This is a genomic window from Leptotrichia sp. oral taxon 417 (assembly GCF_013394865.1).
Lineage (GTDB): Bacteria > Fusobacteriota > Fusobacteriia > Fusobacteriales > Leptotrichiaceae > Leptotrichia > Leptotrichia wadei_A.
In genome coordinates this window covers 2,113,814-2,135,525 of record NZ_JABXYV010000001.1, presented here as the reverse complement: position 1 = coordinate 2,135,525, position 21,712 = coordinate 2,113,814, and the positions used below count along the sequence as shown (strand labels likewise).

Annotated in this window: 23 protein-coding genes; all 23 read left to right on the top strand. The window is 28.2% G+C overall.

Annotated elements, in window-relative coordinates; genetic code table 11:
• The first annotated feature begins 50 nt into the window (after positions 1-50).
• The 23 genes from HW276_RS09795 (at position 51) to HW276_RS09690 (ending at position 21,706) form a co-directional block, all read left to right on the top strand.
• Positions 51-491, top strand: a complete 441-nt coding sequence (locus HW276_RS09795; protein ID WP_021747023.1) for a hypothetical protein — start codon at positions 51-53, stop codon at positions 489-491.
• Positions 492-767: 276 nt separating this feature from the next.
• Positions 768-1,550 carry a hypothetical protein gene (locus HW276_RS09790; protein ID WP_178938328.1) on the top strand — a complete coding sequence of 261 codons (783 nt, stop codon included), beginning with the start codon at positions 768-770 and terminating at the stop codon, positions 1,548-1,550.
• A 25-nt stretch (positions 1,551-1,575) separates the two neighbouring features.
• The gene (locus HW276_RS09785) at positions 1,576-2,007 is read left to right on the top strand and encodes a DnaJ domain-containing protein (RefSeq protein WP_178938327.1); all 432 of its coding nucleotides are present in this window, start codon (positions 1,576-1,578) and stop codon (positions 2,005-2,007) included.
• A 21-nt stretch (positions 2,008-2,028) separates the two neighbouring features.
• Positions 2,029-2,844 (top strand): FHA domain-containing protein, encoded by an 816-nt coding sequence (locus HW276_RS09780; RefSeq protein WP_178938326.1) that lies wholly within the window; start codon positions 2,029-2,031, stop codon positions 2,842-2,844.
• A 58-nt stretch (positions 2,845-2,902) separates the two neighbouring features.
• Positions 2,903-4,177: a hypothetical protein gene (locus HW276_RS09775; RefSeq protein WP_178938325.1), complete on the top strand. Its 1,275-nt coding sequence runs from the start codon at positions 2,903-2,905 to the stop codon at positions 4,175-4,177.
• Positions 4,131-5,048: a hypothetical protein gene (locus HW276_RS09770; RefSeq protein WP_178938324.1), complete on the top strand. Its 918-nt coding sequence runs from the start codon at positions 4,131-4,133 to the stop codon at positions 5,046-5,048. Before HW276_RS09775 ends, HW276_RS09770 begins: the two co-directional genes overlap by 47 nt.
• 63 nt (positions 5,049-5,111) lie before the next feature.
• On the top strand, positions 5,112-5,240 hold the full coding sequence (locus HW276_RS11885; RefSeq protein ID WP_255460440.1) for a hypothetical protein: 129 nt from the start codon (positions 5,112-5,114) through the stop codon (positions 5,238-5,240).
• 178 nt (positions 5,241-5,418) lie between these two features.
• Entirely contained in the window at positions 5,419-6,699 is a 1,281-nt protein-coding gene (locus HW276_RS09765) for a hypothetical protein (protein ID WP_178938323.1), read from the top strand.
• Positions 6,689-7,405, top strand: a complete 717-nt coding sequence (locus HW276_RS09760) for a hypothetical protein (RefSeq protein WP_178938322.1) — start codon at positions 6,689-6,691, stop codon at positions 7,403-7,405. The genes HW276_RS09765 and HW276_RS09760 overlap by 11 nt, the downstream gene beginning before the upstream one ends.
• Positions 7,406-7,412: 7 nt before the next feature.
• Entirely contained in the window at positions 7,413-9,014 is a 1,602-nt protein-coding gene (locus HW276_RS09755) for a hypothetical protein (protein WP_178938321.1), read from the top strand.
• Complete coding sequence (locus tag HW276_RS09750) at positions 8,998-9,813, top strand: toxin-antitoxin system YwqK family antitoxin (protein WP_146995868.1); 816 nt, start codon at positions 8,998-9,000, stop codon at positions 9,811-9,813. The genes HW276_RS09755 and HW276_RS09750 overlap by 17 nt, the downstream gene beginning before the upstream one ends.
• Before the next feature lie 14 nt (positions 9,814-9,827).
• A complete protein-coding gene (locus tag HW276_RS09745; RefSeq protein WP_178938320.1) occupies positions 9,828-10,082 on the top strand; it encodes a hypothetical protein in 255 nt (84 codons plus the stop codon).
• Entirely contained in the window at positions 10,075-10,875 is an 801-nt protein-coding gene (locus tag HW276_RS09740) for a toxin-antitoxin system YwqK family antitoxin (protein ID WP_178938319.1), read from the top strand. The genes HW276_RS09745 and HW276_RS09740 overlap by 8 nt, the downstream gene beginning before the upstream one ends.
• A 13-nt stretch (positions 10,876-10,888) precedes the next feature.
• Positions 10,889-11,140 carry a hypothetical protein gene (locus tag HW276_RS09735; RefSeq protein WP_178938318.1) on the top strand — a complete coding sequence of 84 codons (252 nt, stop codon included), beginning with the start codon at positions 10,889-10,891 and terminating at the stop codon, positions 11,138-11,140.
• Complete coding sequence (locus HW276_RS09730) at positions 11,121-11,939, top strand: hypothetical protein (RefSeq protein ID WP_146995872.1); 819 nt, start codon at positions 11,121-11,123, stop codon at positions 11,937-11,939. The genes HW276_RS09735 and HW276_RS09730 overlap by 20 nt, the downstream gene beginning before the upstream one ends.
• A 15-nt stretch (positions 11,940-11,954) precedes the next feature.
• On the top strand, positions 11,955-12,926 hold the full coding sequence (locus HW276_RS09725) for a toxin-antitoxin system YwqK family antitoxin (protein ID WP_178938317.1): 972 nt from the start codon (positions 11,955-11,957) through the stop codon (positions 12,924-12,926).
• A gap of 25 nt (positions 12,927-12,951) precedes the next feature.
• Positions 12,952-14,718 carry a hypothetical protein gene (locus HW276_RS09720; protein WP_178938316.1) on the top strand — a complete coding sequence of 589 codons (1,767 nt, stop codon included), beginning with the start codon at positions 12,952-12,954 and terminating at the stop codon, positions 14,716-14,718.
• Positions 14,719-14,848: 130 nt separating this feature from the next.
• Positions 14,849-16,129: a hypothetical protein gene (locus HW276_RS09715; protein ID WP_178938315.1), complete on the top strand. Its 1,281-nt coding sequence runs from the start codon at positions 14,849-14,851 to the stop codon at positions 16,127-16,129.
• Positions 16,119-16,835 (top strand): hypothetical protein, encoded by a 717-nt coding sequence (locus HW276_RS09710; RefSeq protein ID WP_178938314.1) that lies wholly within the window; start codon positions 16,119-16,121, stop codon positions 16,833-16,835. Before HW276_RS09715 ends, HW276_RS09710 begins: the two co-directional genes overlap by 11 nt.
• Before the next feature lie 14 nt (positions 16,836-16,849).
• On the top strand, positions 16,850-18,289 hold the full coding sequence (locus HW276_RS09705) for a hypothetical protein (protein WP_178938313.1): 1,440 nt from the start codon (positions 16,850-16,852) through the stop codon (positions 18,287-18,289).
• On the top strand, positions 18,276-19,190 hold the full coding sequence (locus HW276_RS09700; RefSeq protein WP_178938312.1) for a hypothetical protein: 915 nt from the start codon (positions 18,276-18,278) through the stop codon (positions 19,188-19,190). The genes HW276_RS09705 and HW276_RS09700 overlap by 14 nt, the downstream gene beginning before the upstream one ends.
• Positions 19,191-19,311: 121 nt before the next feature.
• Positions 19,312-20,748 carry a hypothetical protein gene (locus tag HW276_RS09695; protein WP_178938311.1) on the top strand — a complete coding sequence of 479 codons (1,437 nt, stop codon included), beginning with the start codon at positions 19,312-19,314 and terminating at the stop codon, positions 20,746-20,748.
• Complete coding sequence (locus tag HW276_RS09690) at positions 20,741-21,706, top strand: toxin-antitoxin system YwqK family antitoxin (protein WP_178938310.1); 966 nt, start codon at positions 20,741-20,743, stop codon at positions 21,704-21,706. The genes HW276_RS09695 and HW276_RS09690 overlap by 8 nt, the downstream gene beginning before the upstream one ends.
• Positions 21,707-21,712: the final 6 nt, after the last annotated feature.

Sequence of the window (21,712 nt, the reverse complement as noted above, 5' to 3'; positions counted from 1 at the left end):
GAATTTTAAATTTTTAAGATAGTTAAAAAATAAAAATTAGGAGGAATTTTATGGGATTTAGACTAATCGTAAAAGGGCAAAATGATGAGATTTTGTTGAACAAAGAAAGTATTTTGGATGTGAAATACATTTCTGAAACACCAGATGACTCGAATGCGAGAGCAACAGACTTGGGAGTTATTTTAGAAATTCGTGGAAAAATATTAGCCGCTTCAACTGGAGATGCAGAAGACGATACTAGAAAAGTCGCTCAATGGTCATTAGTTCCAGCGGAAGCAGCAGATGCTTATAGACAAGCAAGTCTTGAAATTATTTCAGCAGGACAAATGGTGAGAAAAATTGATATGACAAATGTTTTTGTCGTAGATTATATTGAAGAATACGGAAATCAAGCTGGAACTGGGACATTTTCATTGAAAATTAAACAGAAAAAAGAAAAAGTAAAAGAAGTTGCTATTGAAGGCGGATACCAAGCAACAGAAGAGGTTTAATTGGGAATTGGGGGTAGAACTTTTAAGTTCTATCCTTTTATTATTTATATAAAAAATAAATTTTGTGTTGTATAAAATTACTTTAAAATTGAACTTAAAAATTATGATTATTTTACTCAAATTGCAAAAATATTTAATTTTAATAGTTTGATGTTAAAGAAGTTAGAGTATAATTAATGATTCCTTCAAAGTTTTATTTAAAAAGCTAAGGCTTGAAGTATGATAAAAATTAGAGTAATAAAAATATATAGAATAAAGAAAAGTGAGGAAAAGAATATGTTTTTAAATAAATATCCAATATTTAAAAAAGGACATAATGTAGATAAAGAAGTATTTGAAATATTAAGAGATAACCCTCTTGAGATATTGAGTTTAACTTATTCAAAATATCAAGATGGGATTATTTCAGGATTTGAATTGACTACAAATATTGAAGAGAAAATTGTGATTGTAAATAAAGGTATTATAAAATGTAATGGCGAAATATATTGGATGGCTGAAGATTATAAATTTGATATGCCAATGGAAGAAGATAGATACACTTTAAAATTAAAATTGAATTCTAATATAAAACAAGAAAAATATTTTGTTAGAGAAGGCGAATTTATTTTGGAAAAAGGTTATGATAATGTTTCTGACGACGAAATAGAAATAACTAGATTTATAACAAGAGTTGGTGCGGAATTGAGAAATGATTACAATAATTTTGCAGATTTGCGAAGAGATTTTAACTTGCTAGAAATAATAAATACTAAATATTCATCAAATCATATAAATGGTACATTGCATCCAACAATATTAAAATTATGGGGAATGGAAGCTGCAAAAAAAGAAGAACTGGACATTTATGATGTTAATTTTTATGTGAACTGCTTGCAAGGAGATGTTGAAAGAGAAGTAATAATTGCTTATATAAATAGAAAATTGGATTTAAGTAATATAGACTACACAAATGAAGAATTATACGAAAATCTTTTAAGGATATTACAAATACTAGGTAGAGAACGTAGAATAATAGAAAAGAAAAGAATTATTCCACAAAAAATAACAATTGAATAAATATATACAGGAGATTTGGTTTATTATGAACTATTATGAAATTTTAGATGTTTCAAGAGTAGCAACTTATGAAGAAATTAAGGCAAAATATAGAAAGTTGGCTTTAAAATACCATCCAGATAGAAATCCTGATAACAAGAAAGCGGAAGAAATGTTTAAAAAAATTTCTGAAGCATACGAAATATTAGGAGATAAGGAAAAAAGAAAAAAATATGATGAAAAAATAAATAATAATACAAAATATACAAAAGATAAAGAAAATGTAAGAAAAAATGAATACAATTATTCATCTGCTTCCTCAAGTTTTTCTTTTAATCCGAATGATATTAAAAATATGTTTGAAAATATGTTTAGTACTGATAATTTAGGAAAAAATAATAAAGATAAGGCAAGGGAGCATAAAGTTAATATGCAAAATAGTTTTGAAAATTTTTTTAATCCTAAAAAAAAGAAATAAAAAAGAAAGAGGATTTTATAAATGATGTGGAGATTGAGAAGTACAGTTAATAGAATAAGAGGAATATTTAGGCAGCCAGTTGGACGGGGAAGTCTTTATCGAGTTGAAAGTTTAAGACGTTCTGCAGGTTCACTGGCAAATTCTGATTCAAAAGAAAAAAATAGTTTATCTGTTGATAAGGGAATAAAAATTTATGAAAAAAGGCAATTAGAAACAAGAGGTGGCAGAAAAAGTAATTTTTTCACATTAAGAAATACAGTTATTTTAATAGTTTTATTTTTAACATTTGTTTATATACATTTATCGGGCTATTCAGTAAAAAGTTTTTATGTATCAATATTTATTTATATTGTTTTAACATTGTATTTGTTGATTATTGAAAGATTTAGAGAAAAAGTTGAAATAGAGGAAGAAATAAAAGAAATCAAAACAGAAAGAGAACGTGAACACGGAGTATTTTTGGATAAGGTTAAAGAAATTGATCAACTTGAAAAAAATCAGCTGGAAGATATAATTTTAAAAAATTCAGAAGATTATGATATAAAAGTTTGGAAAGTGGGACGTGCAACATCGCTTTTAATAGGGAAGAGAACTCCTAGAAATAAAGTAGACATTGATATAAGTGAAGGAATCTATTCTAACCTTGTAAGTCGAACACACGGTGTTTTGAATAAGGTAAATGGAGTTTGGTATTATGAAGATTTAGGATCACAAAATGGAAGTGGAATTGAAAAAAAATCGGATAGACGTAAGGTAAAACTAAAAAGAAATACGCCAATAAAGGTTGAGTCAGGTGATATTATATATTTAGCGACTACAAAAATATTGTTAAAGTAAGTAAATTAATTATAATTTTATGAAAAAGAAAAAATGATAAAGTAAGGAAGGTGAAAGAATGAAAGCGTTAATAATACTTTCTCCTATTAGTAAAAGAGAAGTTATTTTAAAAAAAGTTGATAAATATGTTGAAAATTTTAATGAGAATCCAGTAAATGAATGTAAAAAAAAGTATAATGAAATATCATCAACTGTAAGTGAAATAGTGTTACTGCCGACATATGTAGATACAGTTGAATTTGTAAAAGATGAACTGGATATGAGTCCTTTATCAATGTTAAAGCCAAATATGAGGATAGGGGATGAAGGATATGAATATTTGAAATTTACAAACAGTACAAAAATAAAAATAGGTGGAAGAATTGTAAGTTTTAATTTGGATGAGGGTAAAAATAAGAAAAAAAGTCAAGAAGAAGGAACAAAAAATAATTCAGCAAGTGGAACAGCAGCAAATATTCAAATGTCAGCAATGGCTACAGCAAGTAGTGTATTAGATGATGAAGAAACAGCAATTTCTTCAAATGAACCTGCATTTAAAAGAAAAGGATTAATAGATGTAGTGCAAAATTATTCTAAAATGGGTTCAAATGAAAAAAAGAGAATTAGGCAAGTAGCAGGGAAGAAATTGATAGAATATCTGTCAAATTTAGCCGCAATAAATCAAATAACAAAATGGGCTGTGCAAGATGATAAGGTGCCTGACAGAAATCCTTCAGAACCAATACGGGCATATAGGAACTTGACAAAAAGTTTGCTGATACTGTATTTCAAAGATGACAAGGTATCTGAAAAGAAAGAAATAGAAAGCGAAAAAGATGCTCAAGAAAGATATGAGTATGCCGAAATAAAAACAAGGTTAGATACATTAAACGGTGAAATAAAAGATTATAATGATAAGATACTGGGATTATTAAAAACAGGTAAAGATGATGAACTTACTTTAACAAATATTCAGAAATATAGGGAAAAGCAAAAAATTTTATTGGAGGAAAAAGAACGAATTAAAAAAGAAAAATTAAATGGGCAGGCAAATTATGAGGCATATAGAAAGCAGGAAGATATAAAGCAATGGACAGAAAGCCTGCTAGGAATAGAACTGGGAGTGCCATTTAGATTTATGTACGTACCAGAAGTGGAAATTTTGAAATATTTGGAAACATATGAATTGACAGAAAAATCAGAAGGGAGATTTGAAATACTATTAAAGCAGTCCCTCGCCAGAGAGCAGTATGTAGAAGTCGGAAGTGCAATAACTTTAGCAAAAAAAGGAGCAATGAAAGTGTGGGATGGGATTAGTAGTATATTCAGTGGAAATAAAAATGAAAATCCGTAATAAATTAATAGATTGGTTATTATTTTTTATATTCTGTTCCAATTTAAGTGCTATAAAAATATCTGAAGTAGAAGGAACAAAAAGACTAAGTAATTATAATGAAATTAAAGATATTGAAGTAGAAAGAATAATTGATTATGATAATTATAAAAGGGATGAGGAAAAAAATTTAGTTTTTGTAACAGGTGAAACAACCCCATTTACTGGTATGGTTGTAAGAAAAAAAGGCAGTATAATAGATGCATTAGGTTTTTATGAAAATGGAAAGCGAGAAGGAACTAATTATCTTTATGATATAAATGGAAAGGTAATAGCAAGAAATACAAGCCATAATGATGTACTGATAAAGACTGAATTTAAACACAAAAATGGCTCTGGTATGTACAGTATTTATGAACAAGTAAGAGATAATTATGGAATAAAAATAAATTATTATCCTAATAATAAAATAGCTGCCAAAATGAATGTTAGAGTGGAATATAGAGGACGAATGATTCACTACATAAATGAAGGGGAGTCAATAGCCTATGAAAAAAATGGAGAAATAAAAGGAATTCTTAATTTCAAAAATGACAGTGCTTATGGATTGCCACAAAAATTGTTTAAAAATGGTAAGTTAAAGTATGAATTTATCTCAGCGGCAGAAGTTGGAGAGAAATTGGAAACTATGACTTATTTTAAAGAGTATTTTGATAAATCTGATAAATTAAAACTTGACTGTGATGAGGTATCAAGTGGAGAGTGGCATTGTAAGGAATACAAGAAGGATGGGACACTGAAAAATGAATTTACATCTCCAACTTATAAGCCGAAAAAGGATAACAGTTTTTGGATAAATGCGTTTTTGGGAATATGGAATATGCTGTTTTAGTGAAATTATTTAATTTATATTTTTGTTGAATAAAATAAAGAAGTGAAAGGAGTGAGGCAAAGAATGAAAAGAATATTGAAATGTATGCTTTTAATAGTATTGTTATTCTCGTTGTTTAGCTGTTATTGCAGAAGAATTTATAACGATGGACGAGTTATGACATGTTACAATGAAGCAGAAAAATTAGGGTAAATAAAATATCTTTTTAAAAAGGGGTGGGATTAATTGAGATTATTGTAAAAAATGAAGGATGCAATGATATTGGAAAGATGTAGAAAGGTATATAGTATGATAAGATGGACACAAAGATTGGAATTTTAGTGTTAATACTTTATTAGGGATTTATTATATTAAAAAAGGGATGTAATTTATGGAAAATATAACAGATATTTTAAAAAGAGAAATTTTAGATTTTGAAAGTGAAATATTGCAAAAATTTTTTAAAGATAATATTTTAGAAAATTTTGAGGAAATTGAAAAATATTTAGAGCGAAGAGTTAATAGTGTTCAAAATAGAGTTTTTGAAACTTTGGTAACAGAAGAAAGAAAGCCATATATTTGTATGACTGTTATGAATGAAGAAGAGTATAGATTGAATGATAATATTTTTTCTCCAGTCGATGTTAACACTTTTTCAAAGAAAATAAATAATAATAAAAATATGAGAAATATTATTGTGAATGAGGATATGGTAATTGATACTATTTTTATGGAACTTTCCGAAGATGAGGAAAATGTTATACAGGATAGAGTTTTTGATGGATTTATTGAAAAAGATGGAGATGAGATACCAATAAGAATAAAACTTCAAAAAAATGAAAAGTATAATAAAATAATAGAAGATCTATATTATTTATTTCAAAATAATAGTATGGAATGGAAAACAGTAAATTCATATTATAACAATAATTTTTATAATGTGATATTAGAAACTTTTGAAAAAAGTTATTTAAATTTAGAAAATGTACAAAATATAGAGTATGATTTAGAAGAATTTGAAGAAAAAACTAAAAAAGATGTATTTTTGGTTTGGAATATTAATGAAACTACTGCCCAGTCAGAAGATTTTGTTCAACCAAATGAAACAAGGCTGGTTTATAGATACAGGTTAAATTACAATAAAGATAAAATTGCTTTAATTAAATCCAAAAATGGTATACCATTTTTTTTAATATACAGAGATATTGCAGGAAATGTTAATGTGCTGTCAGACAAGAAGCAGGATTTAATTTGGGATATTTTTGAAATAACAGATTTTACAAATATAAAATATGAAAATGAATTAAATTTTAAAATTTATTCTAATGTACAAAAAGAAAATCAAGTATTAAAATTAAATAATAAAATAAGGACAAAATCTGAAATAGTAAGGTTTTTAAATTCTTATGAAATATTCAATGGTATGAAAGTGGAAGAAGTATCGGCTTCGATACCAAAAAGTACAAAATTTTTAGAATTGGAAAGATTAAATAAATTTATTAAATTTGATTTTGATTTAGATGACAAACTCAAACAAAGTGTATTATTAAAAATAAAAAATAATGGGATCTTAAAAGAAGAATTTGTAAAATTAATGTCTTTTTTAGTAAGTGAATTAGAATATTGTTTTCCTCAATATATTTTTAAAGTAGTTGATACATATGTTAAATAAGTCTGAAAATTATAAGTATATTTGGAGCGTAATACAAGATTATTTAAACAATGATAAATCAGAAAAAAATATAAGATTTATTATTCCTGAAAATAGTATTTCAGCATATTTAGAAGTAAATAATGATGTATTGTCAAATAATGCAGCAGCAGGAAATGAAATTTTTGTAAATCCATTTTTGAGATTTAATGATTACATATTGGAATATTCAGAAAGTGATACAGATAGTGAGAAAGCAACAAAAGAAGCATTAAATAACTTGATTTTACATTTATTTGGAAATATTGATTTGCTTGAAGGAATGAATGCATACGACATTATTTTATCAATTATTGCAAAAAATGTTGAAAATGGTGAATTTGGAGAAAATGCTAAAATATATTTTGAATATCTAAGTAAAGATGAAAAGAGAATTGTAGCAAAATATTTAAAAAAATATTACGATGAGGAAAGCAGTATGAACATATTTTTACGAGTTTTTAAAGAAATATTTTTAGATTCTATAGTTTATTTAGATAGATTAAAAAAAAGAAATATAGTTTTGTATGTAAATTATAAAAAAACAAAGGAAAATAGAATGAAAATAAAATTGCTGACAGAATTATTTATTCCGTTAGATTATAAAGTACGAACAATGTGGGAAAATCATGTTGGAGTAATTGGTGTTGAAGAAACATTGAAAATTGGAGAAATGATAGTATTTTAAAAAAGGAGTGATTAAAATAAAAGCATTTGTATTATTGTTACCTGTGGAACAAAGTGAAATTATATTAAAAAATGAACAGTATAAAGATCTTAAACAATACAAGGATTTATTAAAAACAATATTTGATGTAAAAAAGGTAAAGACTGTAGAAGAAATGGTAAAAAAATTAAAAGTTGAAGCAGGCTTTATCGAAGATGTTATGGACAGTAAGATACTTATACTGCCAAGCTATGTTGACAATGTAGAATTTTTAAAGGGAAGTGATGAAGCTTCCTCCTTAATTTTGAGAAATAAAGAAATAGAGGAGACAGAAACAGTAGAAGAAATAGAAACAGAAGATAAAGATGGTAAAAAGAAAAAAAGAGTAATAAGTAAAGCGATAAAAAATTGGATGAATGACAAATTCAAATATTTACAATTCATAGAAGGAACTTACACAAAAATAACAGGAAAGATTGTAACAATAGATTTTGGGATAGAAGAAGGGGATACAGATTTAGATGGAATATTAAATTATGACAAGTTAGGAAGTGAAGCAAAAAAGGCATACAGAAGAAAGATGGGGAAAAATATAATAGAATATTTATCAAACTTGCTGGTTGTAAATCAGTTGAGTAACTGGGCCGCTGTAAAAGAAGTTCCAGAAAAAAATCCATATAAGGAACAGAAAAAAACGTCAGCTGCCGAAAAAGATGGAGGAAATAAAGCACCAGCTGCTCCGCAATTTACAAACAAACAGGCAATAAATGTATCAAAGCAAACAGGAAAATACAGCGAGTCACCTAGATTAATGGATAAAAACATAGGAGCTACATACGAAAAGATAACAAAGAGCCTGTGGGTGATATACTTTAATGAAAATGAGCCATTTAAAAAAGAAGAAAGCTCAGATGACTGGGACGACATAAGTGATGCAGACAGGGAATACAGGTTTCAGCTTGTGAATCAAAAATTAGAATCAATAGACAGTAAAATAAAAGAGTTGGATGAAAAAATAAAAACAGAAATAAAAGCTGTAAAAGAAAGAGAGTTAAAAAAAGAAATGTTGTTAAAACAATATGGAAGCGAGACAGAAATGAGAGATAGATTAGGAAAAGTAACAAGTTCATTAGCAGTATCAGGAATTTCTGAAGAAAATAAAAAAGCATTAGAAAAAGAAAGGGATGATATAAACGATGTATTAGGAAGTTCTACATCAGATGCAGCCTCACTAAATAACATACGAACGTACAGAGCAGAACAGAACAAACTAATATCAGAAAGAAAAGAAGTGGAAAGAAGCCAGATAAAAAGCAAAAAGGAATATGAAGCGGAAAAAGAGCAAAGAGACATAAAGGAATGGATGGAAGAACTGATAGGAATAGAATTTGGAATACCAGTAAGATACATCCACATACCAGAAGTAAACTTATTAAGCTACTCAGAAACCCTGAGTTTAAGCGAAAAGTCGGAAGGGAAATTTGAAATAATACTGGAGCAGGTAACAGACAACGCCAAATTTGTAGAAGCGGGGGATCCAATATCATTTTTTAAGAATAGAGTGACAGATTTGTGGGATAGTGCTGAGGAGATTATTGGAGGGGGGAAAATTAATGATAAAAATTTTTAAAATCTTTTTATTTACACTTTGTTCTTTTCCTTTATTAGCAGTTAGTTTATCTCAGGCAGAAGGTATAAAAAGATTAAGTAACTATAATGAATTAAAAAATATAGAAACTCCACGAATAGTAAAAGGAGATTCCAGTAAGGGAGAAAGAAAAAATGGAATAGTTTATTTAAAGGGGGAAAATAAACCATTTTCGGGGACACAAATAGTTTATCAGGAAGATGGAAGAAATATTGAAGGAATTTATTTTTATGAAAACGGAAAAATAGGAAGAGAAGGTTACACATATTATAAAAATGGGAAATTACATAGAAAAGTTTTTTATGATAATCAGATCAAAGTTAAAGTAATTACATATTACGAAACTGGGGTTAAATCTGGTGAATTAAATCTATTAAATGATCCAGTAATAGATAATAGAACAACTATTTTAGATGGTAAATCTTTGTTATATGATAAAAAAGGAAATTTATTTGCAGAAATGCAGTTTAAAAATGACAGTACAGTCGGGCAGAAACAGAAATTTTATGAAAACAATAGATTAAAATATGAGTTTATTGCTGGTGGAGAGTGGAATGAACCAGCAAAACCCTCACAATATTATATTGAATATTATGACAACAGCGATAAGGTTGCAATGCACTGTGAAGAGAAACCAAATGGAAGCTGGACTTGTAAGGAATACAAGAAGGATGGGACATTCAAAAGAGAGAAGGAGTATCCGACAGTTATTTATAAGCAGAGAGGAACGAAGGACTGGATTAACTATTTACTGCCTGTGTTGAAGGTTTTTGGGCTGTAGTGAAAGGAGAATTTATGCTAGATAGAGAAATCCCGATAAGATGCATCCACATACCAGAAGTAAACTTATTAAGCTACTCAGAAACTCTGAGTTTAAGTGAAAAATCAGAAGGGAAATTTGAAATAATACTGGAGCAGGTAACAGACAACGCCAAATTTGTAGAAGCGGGGGATCCAATATCATTTTTTAAGGATAGAGTGGCGGATTTGTGGGATAGTGCTGAGGAGATTATTTCAGGAACAGAAAGCAGAGGTAATAAATATGATTAAAAACACTATTTTAATATTTTTTTTGTTTAACTTTTCACTATTTTCAATAAATTTATCAGAAATAAAAGGTATGGAAAAATTGAGCAATTATAATGAATTAAAAAATAAAAAAATTGAGAGGTTTTATGAAGATAGTAGACTAGTCCAAAGAAAAAATGGATTATTATATTATAAAGATGAAAAAACTCCATTTACAGGTGTTCAAATATATCGTGAAAATGGAAATATTCAACAAATGTATTTTTTTTATAATGGAAGAATACAGGGAGAAGGTTTTGATTATTATGAAAATGGAAATTTAGCATTAAGAATGTTTTTTAAAGACGATATTAAATTAAATGCGATAGGATATTATAGAAATGGAATAAAATCAAGTGAACTTAAATATTTAGAAAACATTTCAGCAAAAAATAAAAATATTCTTGATGGAAAGTCTTTGTTGTATGATAAAAAAGGGAATTTATTTGCAGAAATGCAATTTAAAAACAACAGTACAGTTGGACAAAAACAGAAATTTTATGAGAATAACAAATTAAAATACGAGTTTATAGCAGGTAGTGAACTTAATGAACCAGCCAAACCATCAGAATATTATATCGAATATTATGATAATAGTGATAAAGTAGCAATGCACTGTGAGGAGAAACCAAATGGAAGCTGGACTTGTAAGGAATACAAGAAGGATGGGACATTCAAAAGAGAGAAGGAGTATCCTACAGTTATTTATAAGCAGAGAGGAACGAAGGACTGGATTAACTATTTGTTGCCTGTGTTGAAAGTTTTTGGTTTGTAATGAAAGGAGAATTATGTTAAATAAAAAAATACCAGTAAGATACATCCACATACCAGAAGTAAACTTATTAAGCTACTCAGAAACCCTGAGTTTAAGCGAAAAGTCGGAAGGAAAATTTGAAATAATACTGGAGCAGGTAACAGACAACGCCAAATTTGTAGAAGCGGGGGATCCAATATCATTTTTTAAGAATAGAGTGGCGGATTTATGGGATAGTGCTGAGGAGATTATTGGAGGATTAAAAAATGAAGATGGAACTAATTAAAAGAATTGTTATATTATTTTTGTTTTTCAATTCCTTTATAATGTCAAAAACTTTACTAGAAGTACAAGATATAAATAAATTAAGCAATTATAATGAAATAAAAAAAAGAAATACGAATCAAATATATGAAGATAGTAGTGAAGTCAAAAGAAGAAATGATGGATTATTATATTTAAAAAATGAAAATCAACCATTTACAGGAGTACAGATTTATCGAAAAGATGGGATTAATATCTATGCACTTTATTTTTATAAAAATGGTAGAGTAAATGGAGAAAGTTATGTATATTATAAAAGTGGAAGATTACAAAAAAGATTATTTTTTTATGACGATATTAAAACTAATTTGATAGGATACTATGAAAATGGAATAAAATCTGCTGAAGTAGAACTTTTAAAAGATCCTAATGTAAGAAATCAAAACATTTTTGATGGAAAATCTTTGTTATATGATAAAAAAGGAAATTTATTTGCAGAAATGCAGTTTAAAAATGACAGTACAGTTGGACAGAAACAGAAATTTTATGAAAATAACCGATTAAAATATGAGTTTATTGCTGGTGGAGAGTGGAATGAACCAGCAAAACCCTCACAATATTATATTGAATATTATGACAACAGCGATAAGGTTGCAATGCACTGTGAGGAGAAACCAAATGGAAGCTGGACTTGTAAGGAATACAAGAAGGATGGGACATTCAAAAGAGAGAAGGAGTATCCGACAGTTATTTATAAGCAGAGAGGAACGAAGGACTGGATTAACTATTTGTTGCCTGTGTTGAAGGTTTTTGGGCTGTAGTGAAAGGATAGAGAAATGAAAAAATTAATAATGGTAATTTTATTAGGAATTTCTTCTGTTTTAAATGCAATAAAATTATCGGAAATAAATGGTTTGAAAAGATTAAATATGTATGATCAAATAAAAAATTTTGAAACTGATAGAATAATATCTAAAGAAGAAAGTAAAAAAGTTAATGGCATAATATATGCTAAAGGAGAAGATTCGCCTTTTAATGGCGTAATTGTAACCGGAGATAAAAAAGGAAATATTATTGACTTATCTATTATAAAAAATGGAAAACTTGATTTTCTTAGTTTTAAATTTTATGAAAATGGCAAGGTGAGGTTAATTTTAGGAGTTAAAAATGGTATACTGGAAGGTTGGACTCAAGAGTATTACGAAAGTGGCGAGGGAAAATCTCAAAAATTTTATAAAAATGGGAAATTAAGAAATATTACTGAATGGTATGATAAAAGCAGCTTTAAAAGAACACTTGAAATAGGAGAAAATATGGAAGCAGATTTATATTTCTATTATCCAAATGGGCCTGAAGAAATCCATATAGAAGCTATTGCTGTAGATAAAGAAAATGGAGTAGGTTATAAATATAAAACTGTAAAATTGAATGATGAACTTGGAAGGAAATTAAAAGTAAAAATTGAGTATCCTGAAGACAGTAAAGACAATGGATTAGTTAATGGATTGAATTATTTTTATGATAAAAACGGAAAATTAAAATATGAGATAGCCTTTAAAGATGCTAATCCAGAAAATTTTAAAATAAAAAATATTATAGTTTACGGAGATTATGAAGCCAGTAAAATTCAATGTGAACAAAATTTAAAAACTGGTGTTGGATGGATTTGTAAGAAAGAAAATAGTCTTTTTGAAACAAATGATGTAAAAGAAGTACTGTCTAATGATGAAATAAAGGAAATAAAAGAAATATTAAAATATGCTATAAATAAAATAAATATTAAAGAAGATGAAAATATAAAATTATAAAAAATAAAATAAGGAAGGTGAAAAAATGACAATTTCTCCAATAGAAATAAACCAAAGAATAAGTAAAAGTATTGATAAAAATCAAACTGAATTACTTGGAAATTTACAAATTTATTTGATAAGTACAAGTGGAAATGATAATCAAGATGAAACTTCTAAAACTAAAAATAGTAATGTAAATATAAAAAAAGTTACTAGTACTGTTAGAGCAAATGAAAAAACATATTTATTATTAAAAAGTATAGAGTTAGAAATAACAAATAGTATGTTAGATCATTCAAAATTAACTATGAGTTTTACTAATCTAAAAAGTGATAGATATACAGAAGATATAGTAAAAAAAATGTTAGAACTATCGCCAAATTTAACTCGAAATAGAGTGTATATAGGCATTAATACTGTAGATGGGAAAACATTATTTTATGGAGTTGTAAATAGTTTTCAGAAAGATGAAAGCATAAGAAAATATAAATTAGAAGCATTTTCAATTTCAAAATTGATAGACAGATTTCCCCAATATATTGATTTTAAAACAGGATATTCAATAGAATTTTTCTTAAAAAAATTTCAAAGTAAAGTAAAAAAGTATTTATTAAATGAAGCTGATAATATAAAAGAAAAATCAGAATTTTCAACAATTTCTTTTGATATAAAAAATGAAAGATTTCCATTTTTGAATATAAAAAAATATAATCCTATTCTTATGTTAAATACAACATATTGGGAATTTTTAAAAAAAATTATGTATTTTGAAAGTTTTAAAATACCAGTTTATGTAAAAGGGAAAAGTATTGTAATTGGATTTTCTAAAAAATCAGAAGAAGAAGAAAATATTATAGAGAAAATTAAATTAAATTTTGAAACAAAGAACCAAATTAGAGAAATTAGGGAAATTGGAGATTACTATGCTGGATATTGTATTTATAAAAGTAAAATAGTGATAAAAGATACAACTGGAACAGAATATTATTATGCAAGTGCAACTTTAGATGAAATAGTAAATGAATTAAAAGTAACACAACAGGAAGTTGATGCAATACAATTAGTTGGAAAAGTTGAAAGTGTTGAAAATATGGAAAAGGTTGATGAAATTATTGAAGAAAAAAAACAGTTTCTAATTAATTTTGATAAGGAATTAGAAAAAAGGAAATTAGAGTTGAAACAAGAAGAACATGATTTATTATCAAAAGAACAGAACATAAATATAAGTTCTTCAAAGGTTCCTCAAAAAGAAATAGAAGAAAAGAGAAAACAATTAAGTAAAAGATTAGAAAATATAGAAAAAATGATTGAAACAAATAAAAAAACTATTGAATCAAAAGTTGAAAAAACTAAATATATTGGTGTAAGAGTTAATTTTGATGATTTTTTAAAAAATTTGGGGGTTAAATTTACTAATAAGGAGTACAGGCAAGATATAGAGGGTGCAGAAAATGGTGTTTATACAGCTGAAATGGCAGGAGAAAAATCTTCAAAAACAGTAGAAGTTAATGATACTGACAAAGTAAATGAAACAGTTAAAGTTGAAAATGAATATTTTTATGGATTTGAAATATTATCTAATAGTGGATATTCCAAAGGAAATTCTCTTACGATAAAACCACAAATTGGTGAGGAAGTAGTAGTTAATATTACAAAAACTTTATCATATGTAAATGGGACTTTAGAAAATGCTAATAAAGATAATATAATGAATGAAATAATTAAATTTAATGCTACTAAGATGAATATTCAGATGGATGAAGAGATGGAAGCAAAAGCAGCAAATATAGTATATGAAATAGAAGAATAGAGGAATTTTATGTTTATGAAAAACAAAGTGGTCAAAAATTCAATGGTTTAAATTTAAAATATAAATTTTGATATTAGGAGAGGAGTATATAGTATTTAATAAATTAATATTAATATTTATATAAAAAAATATGAAAGATACAACAGATATTATAAAACGTCAAATCTTGGAATTTGAAAGTGAAGCTTTGCAAAAATTTTTCAAGGAAAATATTTTAGAAAGTTTTGAAGAAATTGAAAAGTATTTAGAACAAAGAATAAATATAATTGAAAAAAAAGTGGAAGAAACATTGAATACAGAAAAAAAGAAACTTGATATATGTATGACTGTAATGAGCGAAGAAGAATATAGATTAAATGATGGAGTTTTTTCTCCTGTAGATATGGTTGACTTTTCAGATAAAACTAAAAAAGGAATAAATATAAGAAATATCATTACAAAAAAAAATATGGTTGTGCAAACTGTATATATGGAACTTTCTGATGAAGAAATTAAAAATTTAGAAAATAGAAAATTTAACAGTTATATTGAAAAAAATGGTGAAAAATTTCCTGTCAAAATAAGAATTGAAAAAAATAAAAAATATAATGAAAAAATTCAAGAATTATATTATCTTTTTCAAAAAAATGGAAGAGAATGGAAAACTATAAATTCGTTTTATAATGATAATTTTTATGATATTATTTTAGATGAATTTGAAAAAGAATATATTGATTTGCAAGATATTCAAAATTTTGAATATGATTTGGAAGAAATGGAAATTAAGGCAAAAAAGAATGTATTTTTAGTTTGGAATATTAATAGAATAAGTGTTCAGTCCGAAGATTTTGTTCAACCTGATGAAGAAAGAATAGTTTATAAATATAGACTGGATTATAATCAAAATAGAAATATTTTAATAAATTCAAGTAACAATAAACCATTTTTTTTAGTATATAGAGATGAAGCAGAAAATATAAATGTTTTATCGAATGAAAAACAGGATCTAATATGGGAAGTATGGGAATTTATGGATTTTTCAAATATAAAATACGAAAAAGAATTGGATTTTAAAATTTATTCAAATGCACAAATTAATGAAAGAATAGTAAATTTAAATAATAAAATACGGACAAAAGTGGAATTAAACAGATTCTTAAATTCTTACAGAATATTTGAAGGCTTAAAAGTAGATAAAATTTATCCTGAAATATTTAATGGAACCAAGTATTTAAAATTGAAAAAGTTGAATGAGTTTATAAAATTTGATTTTGATTTGGACGAGAGATTAAAGCAGGGAGTAACTCTGAAAATAAAAAATAATAATATTCCCAAAGAAGAGTTTGTAAAACTAATGTCATTTTTTGTAAGCGAACTAGAATATTCTTATCCACAATATAATTTTAAAGTAGTTGATGAATATGTTGAATAAAAAAGAAAATTATAAATATATATGGAGCATATTGCAAGACTATTTTGAAGATGATGAAAAAAGGAAACAGATAAACTTTTTTGTTCCAGAAAGCAGGATAGGGGCATATTTTGAAGTTAATAATGATGTTATTTCAAACAATAAAACTGTGGATAATAAAGTTCCTGTTAATCCATATTTGAGATTTGAAGGGTTAATTATTGAAAAATCAGAAAATGATAAAAACAAGGAAATAATATTAAAAGAAAGTTTGAATAATTTATATTTTCATCTATTTGGAAATGTAGATTTGATGGAAGGGCTGAATGCTTATGATATTATCTTAAACTTTATTATAAATGATGTTCAAAATGGTAAATTTGGTGAAGAAGTTCAAAATTATTTTAAATATTTGAATAAAAAGGAAAAAAGGATTATAGCTAAATATATAAAAAAATATTATGAGGAGGATAGCAGTTTTAATATTTTTTTGCGAGCATTTAAGGAAATATTTAGCGATTCTATTGTTTATAGGGATAAAACTAAATTAAGAAATTTTCTTTTATATATAAATTCAGAAAAAACAAAAAATAATCGAATGAAAGTAAAAGTATTATCAAGTTTCTTTATTCCTTTTGAATACAAAGTTAGAGTAATGTGGAAATATCACGTAGGAGTAATTGGAGTAGAAGAAACATTGCAAATAGAGGAGATGTTAATAATATAGAGAGGAGAAATCATATGAAGGCATTAGTGTTCTTTAGTCCAGTAACTGACAGGATGAATTCAGAAACTTTTATGAAAGAGTTGAAAAAATTTAGAGATGATGCTTTTGGAGAGTTAGAAAAAGCACTGAAATCAAATGAGAAAGCATCACATAGTAAAATACTTCTTTTGCCTGTATATATAACAGGGATACAATTTTTAAAAGGAAGTACAGAAATTACATCCATAATGTTAATGGATAAGGAAAATGCAAGTTGGAGAGAAAACAGGTTCGCATATTTCCAATTTAAAGACGGGGAGTATATAAAAGTATTAGGAGATATTGTTTCACTGGATATAGATAAGAAACCGGGGGAAGATGGAGTGGCAGAAAGCATAACAAAATATGGTGAAATGGGGGCAAGCGAGAAAAAAAGGTTCAGGCAGAAAGCAGGAAAGAAATTAATCCAGTACCTGTCTAATCTGACAGTTATCAATCAGATGAATAACTGGGCAAGTGTAAATGACGCGGCAGAAGGGAAAGAAAATGTAGGAAACAGAGAGCCGTCAACTCCAATAAATGTATATTCAAAAGTAACCAAAAATATGTGGATAGTATATTTTAATGAAATGGATCCCCTTTTAGATGAAAAAAATGCCAAAAACTGGGATGAAATAAGCGACGCAGACAGGGAGTACAGATACCAAGAAACAAATAAGAGGCTGGAAGCATTGGACACACAGATAAATGCCTTGGATGACAATATAAAAAAGGAACTGGACGATATTGAAACAAGAAGAGTAACTAAGCAAAAGATGTTAGCAGTATATGGGGATGAAAATTCTATGAAGTTAAGGCTGAACAGCATTAAGGAAGAAAAGGAAAAGATAGCAACAACAAAGACAAGGGAAGAAGCCAAAAAGACAGCGTTACCATCAAGTGCAACTGATTTGGAAAAGAAAATGATAGACTTGGAAATAGACAGGCTGAATTCGCAGAATGCAATGCTGGCAGCTGAGGATGAGGAAATAAGAGATGCGTTAGAAAACGATGTTTTGGACAAAACTTCACTGGAGAAGATGAAAAGGTGGAAGGAAGAGCAGAAAAAGCTGATAGAATCAAGAAAGGAAGTAAAAAAAAGCCAAGTAAAAAGCAAGTCAGAATACGAAGCAGAGCTTGAAATGGAAAAAAGAAAGCACTGGGCAGAAAGCCTGATAGGGATAAAGGAAGGAATCCCGCTAAGATATATGTATGTACCTGAAGTGGAAATAGTGTCGTATTCAGAAGTAGCGGAACTAGGAGAAAAAGCGGGAGGAAAGTTTGAAATAATAGTAAAGCAGGTAATAAGGGATGGGAAATATGCGACAGTAGGAGATCCAATATCGTTGGGGTTAAGAGGTATAGGAAGAATAAAAGATGAGATTGGTAAAATTATTGGTGTGGGAGGGGTGAGTCATGCAGATGATAAAAATTAAAATGACACTTGTATTTTTTGTAAATTTTTTTATAATAAATAATTTAATTTTTGGAATGAAATTATCAGAAATTTCTGGAATAGAAAAATTAGTTGATTACAATAAAATAAAAAATATTGAAGTTGAAAGAGTAATAGAAAAAAAAGCAGGTACTTCAGGTCCACTAAGTAGAAAAGAAAATATTTTGTACGTAAATGGAGAAAAAGATAAATTTACTGGTGCAGTGATTTCTAGAGAAAATAATTATATAACTGCAATATACACATATATAAATGGTAAAAATAATGGAATAGGAATACAGTATTATAAAAATGGAAAAATAGACTCCACAAAAATTTATAAAAATGATATTCCAATAGAAATAACAGATTATTATGAAAATGGAAATATTAGACAAAGCTATAAACAAATGGAAGAAATGAAAAGAGGAGTTAAAATTACTTATTACAAAGATAAGAATAAAATATCTTCTAAACAAGAAGTAATATTAGATGACAGTAAAGTAAAAGTAGTAGACTACATAAAAAATGGAAAAACAACAGTATATGAAAAAAATGGAAACATACTAGGAGAACTTAACTTTAATAATGGAAGTTTACTGGGAGAAAGACAGAAGCTGTATAAAAATGGGAAAGTGAAATATGACTTTATAGGAGGAGCAAAAGACATAAAGGATTTAAAGGCAATACGAAGCTATATAGAGTATTTTGATAACAGCGATACTATGAAATATAGCTGTAATGAAGTGTCAACAGGAAATTGGAAATGTAAAGAATATAGCAAGGATGGAAGTTTCAAGCAGGAAGTAGATGGAAGAAAATACGTGTCTGTGAATAATAATCATCACGGAAACATTTGGATAAACATGTTTTTAGGTGCCTGGAACATATTGAATCCTTAGTATTTTAAAAGGGAATAATAAAATCAATAAAAAATGGAGGAGGACAAACTAGATGAAAGCTGCAATATTACTAAGTCCAGTCAATAAGGATGGAGTAAATATAGGATTTTTCAATAAAGTGATGAGGAATTTCATAAAAAATCCGGTTTCATTGGGAGAAGTTATGAATGGCAATGCAGGAGTGAGCGAGATATTGCTGCTTCCTGTATATGTAGATACAGTTGAGTATTCAAAGTATGATTCACAAAATGGAGCAAATGGGCCAACGCAATTAATGATGGCAAAGAAGGCGGGAAGTATTTTTGAAGGGCAGTACGACTATTTAAAGTTTCCAGAAAATTCAGTAGTAAAGATAGGCGGAAGAATAGTATTCTTGAGCCTTGACAAGAAAGCAAAAGCGGCAGAAGGAGCAACAGGAAACACGGTAGAGGAGAAGGACTTGACTAATGGAATAAAAGAGTATTCAAAGATGGGTAAGGAGGAGCAGAAGAGATTCAGGCAGAAAACAGGCAAGAAACTGATAGAGTACGTATCAAACCTGACGGCAATAAATCAGTTATCGGAATGGGCAATATCAAATGATACACCGCCGACAGAAGCGGAGCAGAAGAAGGGGCAGAACCCTGAGAAAAGGGATCCCTCACAGCCAGCGGATGCATACAGGGGGATAACGAAAAGCCTGACGATAGTGTACTTTAAGGACGACAAGCCAATGGAGAAAAAAGACAGTGCAAGCAAGTGGGACAGTGAAAAGGATGCTGAAAAGGAATATGAGTATGCTGAAATACAGAAGCGGCTAGATGCGATAGAAAAAGAAATAAGCAGTCTTGATGCAAAGATAAAGAATGAACTATATGCAAAAGAGGACAGGGACTTAAAGAAAAGAGCGTTGATAAGCAAATATGGAAATGAAAATGATATGAAGTCAAGGCTTAACACATTGAAAACAGAAATGGATGCGGCAGGTAAAAACAAGGATTTGCTGAACAATGAAAAAACTCGGTTAACAGCGGCAAATGCCAAAGAATCAGATTTAGAGAATGTGGAACTAAAGATAAAAGAGGCAGAAGAGCAGGAAGAATTGCTGAAAACAGAAAAACAGGACATTGAGGGAGTGCTAAAAAATGATATGGAAGATGAAAAGACATTAGCGGAGCTGAAAAAATATAGAGCTCAGCAAAACAAGCTGATAGAAGAAAAAGAAGGAATAAAGAAGGACAAACTCAAGGGACAGGCAAACTATGAGGCATACAAGGAACAGGAAGACTTAAAGAACTGGACAGAAAGCCTGCTGGGAGTGGAACTGGAAGTACCATTAAGATACATGTATATTCCAGAAGTGGAACTGGTATCCTACAGCGAGGAGATGAACTTATCAGAATCAGAAGGAAGGTTTGAAGTGCTATTGAAGCAGTCGTTCAAGCGAGAACAGTATGTGGAGGTAGGAGATCCGCTGAGCTTAGGAAAGAAGGGGTTAGGCAAGCTGATAGGAGGCATTAGTAAGATTTTTGGAGGAAGTAATAGCGAAAGAGGAGATAAAGGGGGAAATAATGGTTAAAAAAATCTGTTATTTTATTATTTTAGTAATTATTAATGTATTGTCATACTCAGTTTCATTATCAACAGTAAATAGAATTGATAAATTAAGTAATTATGATGAAATTAAAAATATCAATGTAAGCAGAATATATGAAAAAATAGGAACGAATCCTGTATTTGATAAAGAAAAAGGAATTACTTATATAAAAGGAGAAACAAAACCCTTCGATGGAATAATGATAGCAAGAACAAATGGACAAAATATAACAGGGATTTATCAATATTCCAATGGAAAGAATGAGGGAATAACTTATGATTATTATGAAAATGGACAATTGTATATAAAAGCTCACAGTAAAAATGATAAAGGAGAAGGAGAAGGCTTTGAATATTATCCAAATGGAAAGTTGAAAGATAAGAGATTTTATAAAAATGACATTATAATTGAAGCTACAGATTATTATCAAAATGGAAAATTAAGTAGAATATTCAAGGCAACTGAAGGATTAAGAGGAATTATTACAGGTTACTATGAAGATGGAATACATAAAAGCTCTGAAATGAGTGTAATACAGGATTATAGCACAAAAGGTAAAATAAAGTATATTATGGATGGAGAATCCACAGCATATGACAAAAAAGGACAAATTATGGGAATATTGAACTATAAGGACGGCAAGTTGACAGGATTGGAACAGAAAGTGTTTAAAAATGGGAAACTTAAATATGACTATATTTCAGCCTCAGAAAAGCCGGAAGAAAATGTCAAGGCAAAGGATTTTTTTATAGAGTATTTTGATAACAGTGAGCAGAAAAAACTGGACTGCAAGGAACTGGCAAGCAATAACTGGCGATGTAAGGAATACAGTAAAAATGGTAAATTTAAAAGGGAATTTGATTCACCGACATTTGAGAAGCCAAGGGACTGGAGCTTTGGGATAAATGCATTACTAGGGATACTTAATATATTGTTTTAGAGAAAA